General features: G+C 73.1%; 4 protein-coding genes and 1 tRNA gene. 2 read left to right on the forward strand and 3 right to left on the reverse strand.

Annotated features, from left to right (window positions below):
- The 3 genes from AC2W7G_RS13230 to AC2W7G_RS13240 form a co-directional block, all read right to left on the reverse strand.
- Positions 1 to 805 (reverse strand): PP2C family protein-serine/threonine phosphatase (locus tag AC2W7G_RS13230; protein ID WP_485868847.1); only part of this gene is annotated, 805 nt, incomplete at its 3' end.
- Positions 806 to 811: 6 nt separating this feature from the next.
- A complete protein-coding gene (locus AC2W7G_RS13235; protein ID WP_485868848.1) occupies positions 812 to 1,294 on the reverse strand; it encodes an FHA domain-containing protein FhaB/FipA in 483 nt (160 codons plus the stop codon).
- Positions 1,295 to 1,298: 4 nt separating this feature from the next.
- Entirely contained in the window at positions 1,299 to 2,018 is a 720-nt protein-coding gene (locus AC2W7G_RS13240) for an FHA domain-containing protein (protein ID WP_485868849.1), read from the reverse strand.
- 169 nt (positions 2,019 to 2,187) lie between these two features.
- On the opposite strand from AC2W7G_RS13240, the gene AC2W7G_RS13245 reads away from it, so the two are divergent.
- Positions 2,188 to 2,273: transfer RNA gene (locus AC2W7G_RS13245), tRNA-Leu, on the forward strand.
- A 140-nt stretch (positions 2,274 to 2,413) separates the two neighbouring features.
- A partial coding sequence (locus AC2W7G_RS13250) for a hypothetical protein (RefSeq protein ID WP_485868850.1) occupies positions 2,414 to 2,728 on the forward strand: 315 nt, incomplete at its 3' end.

Consider the following 2,728-nt stretch of genomic DNA (forward strand, 5'->3'; position numbering starts at 1 on the left):
GCGGCCGCGGCTGGCCGGCGGCGGCACCGACGAGCTGCGGGCGTCCGTCGGCCGAGGCCAGCGTCTCGTCGGGCTCGGCGTCGTCCTCGACCATCTCGGCGATGACGACGGTGACGTTGTCGTGGCCGCCGGCCTCCAGGGCGAGGCGGACGAGCTCGGTGGCGGCGACGTCGATGGTCTCCAGGCCGAGCGTCTTCTCGATCGTGGCGTCGTCGACCATGTCGGACAGGCCGTCGCTGCACAGCAGGTAGCGGTCGCCGGCGCGCGGCTCGACGAAGCTGAGGTCGGGGTCGTTGTCGTCGCGGCCCAGCAGCGCGCGCAGGATGAGCGAGCGGTGCGGGTGGACGCGCGCCTCGGCCGGCGTCAGGCGTCCCTCGTCGACGAGCGACTGGACGAACGTGTGGTCGTCGCTGATCTGCTCGAGCACGCCGTCGCGCAGGCGGTAGGCGCGCGAGTCGCCGATGTGGGCCCAGGCGAAGCGCTCGCCGTCCCACAGCAGGGCCTCCAGCGTCGTGCCCATGCCCTCGACGCCGGGGTCGTCGGCGATGAGGTCGGCCAGCGCGTGGTTGGCGTTGGCCACCGCGCCGGCCAGCAGCTCGATCGGCTCGCCCTGCTCGTCGGTGCGGGCCTGGTCGAGCTTGCGGATCTCCTGGATGGTCGTGGACGACGCCAGGTCGCCGGCCGCGGCGCCGCCCATGCCGTCGGCGAGCGCGAGCAGCCGGGGGCTGGCGTAGCCGGAGTCCTGGTTGTCCGAGCGACGCCGCCCGGTGTCGGTGAGCGCGACGTAGCGGTAGGTGAGGGCCACGAGCGCCTACTTCCGCAGCTCGACGATGGTCTTGCCCAGGCGCACCTGGACGTTCGGCGCGATCGGGACGGGCGCGGTGATGCGCTGGCTGCCCAGGTAGGTGCCGTTGGTCGAGCCGAGGTCCTCGACGAACCACTGCTCGCCGTTGGTGGCGAAGCGCGCGTGCCGGGTCGAGACGTAGTCGTCGTCCAGGCGGATGGCCGCGTCGGTGCCGCGGCCGAGCAGCACCGGGCCCTCGCCCAGCGGGACGCTCTGGCCGGCGTTCGGTCCCTCGACGACGTGCAGGTGGGTCGGACTTCCCCGGCCGGCGCGCTTGGGCTTGCGCGACCGCTCGGGCTTCGGGGCGGCCGGACGCGAGGCCCCGCGCGGCCCCACGGTCGCCTTCGTGCCGAAGATGTCCGAGCGCACGACCGAGACGGCCGAGAGCACGAACAGCCACAGGACGGCCAGGAAGCCCAGCTTGATGAGGGTCAGCGTCAGCTCGGACACGCGATCAGCCCCGTCCCGGGATGCGGACGGTCATGGTCGTGTTGCCCAGGCGCACCTGCGAGCCGTCGTGGACGATCGCCTCGTCCACCCGCCGGCCGTCGAGCACGACGCCGTTGGTCGAGCCGAGGTCGACGATCGTGACCTGCGGGCCGCCGAGCGTGTCCTGGATGCGCAGGTGGGCGTGCCGGCGCGAGATGCCCGGGTCCTCGATGCGCAGCTGGGCGTCCTCGCCGCGGCCGATCACCACGCCGGGGGCCGACAGCGGGTGCTTGAGCCCGTTGACCTCGAGCGTGACCGCGGCCTTGTGCACCGCGGTCTCGGTCATGCGCTGCCCGGCCACCGGGGTGACGGACGCGCTGGTGCGGCTGCGCACGCGGAAGCGTCCGGTGCCCAGGTCGCCGGCCTTGACGAACGAGATCTCGACCGCGCCGGTCAGCGTGTAGCGCTGCTCGTGCGCGTGCTCGGTGACCATCGCGGCCAGCTCGGTGGCGAGCGTGCCGCCGAACGGCGTGAGCCGCTCGTAGTCGGTCGGCGAGAGCTCGACCGTGAAGTCGTTGGGGACGAGCTGGCGCTCGCGCGACAGGATCTGCGCGGAGTTGTCGACCTCCCGCTGGAGGGCGGCCGCGATCTCGACGGGCTGGACGGCGCTGCGGAACGCTCGTGCGAACGCGCTGGTCACGGCCCCCTCGAGGCGACGCTCGAACCGCTGGAGCACACCGGCCATCGTGTTCACCTTCTCCCTGGACTCTCGAGTACGGCTCGATGCTATCGGGCGCGGTGCAGGGCGTCCCGTCCGCACGACCGGGACCGGGTTTCGGCACTCCGGAGAGGTGCTGCTATCGTTGTTCCTCGGTTCGCCCCTCGCGGGCGGACCGACGCACGAATGGTGTTGCGCGCGAGTGGCGGAACGGCAGACGCGCTGGCTTCAGGTGCCAGTGTCCGAAAGGGCGTGGGGGTTCAAATCCCCCCTCGCGCACCATCGAGAAGGGCCTCGGTCTTCGGACCGGGGCCCTTCGTCGTTCCTCGGGCCCGCACCGTCCGCAACGGAGCCCGCGAACCTGCCGCGCACCGTCCCGCAGAGCCGTGCCTGGAGCCGGTGGCTGGGCGCACGATCACGGCATGACGCATGGCGCGGCGTCCGCCGCTCACGAGCTGGGGGTTCCGCTGGTGCAGGTCCAGCAGATGATCTGCCGGCGCGAGCTCTACGCGTGCGTCGTCGACGGACGTCTGGAGGTGCCGCGCTGGCAGCTGCTCCGACGCGAGGGCGAGGCGGACGCCCAGCCGCTGCCGCACCTGGCCCGCGTGCTGGAGACGCTGCCGCGGGAGGTGCACCCGTTCGTGGCCCGCGCGTTCTTCCTGCGCGAGCTGGTGGGCGTGGGGCCGGACGGGACCCCGGCTGGTGGGTGCGCGACTGGCTGGCGCAGGGCGGGCGCG

Source organism: Aeromicrobium sp. PFPM2_SD2 (genome assembly GCF_057364525.1).

Bases quoted from the DNA above. Each gene is read 5' to 3' on its own strand.
- AC2W7G_RS13240 (WP_485868849.1), bottom strand. From the start codon at position 2,018: ATGGCCGGTGTGCTCCAGCGGTTCGAGCGTCGCCTCGAGGGGGCCGTG.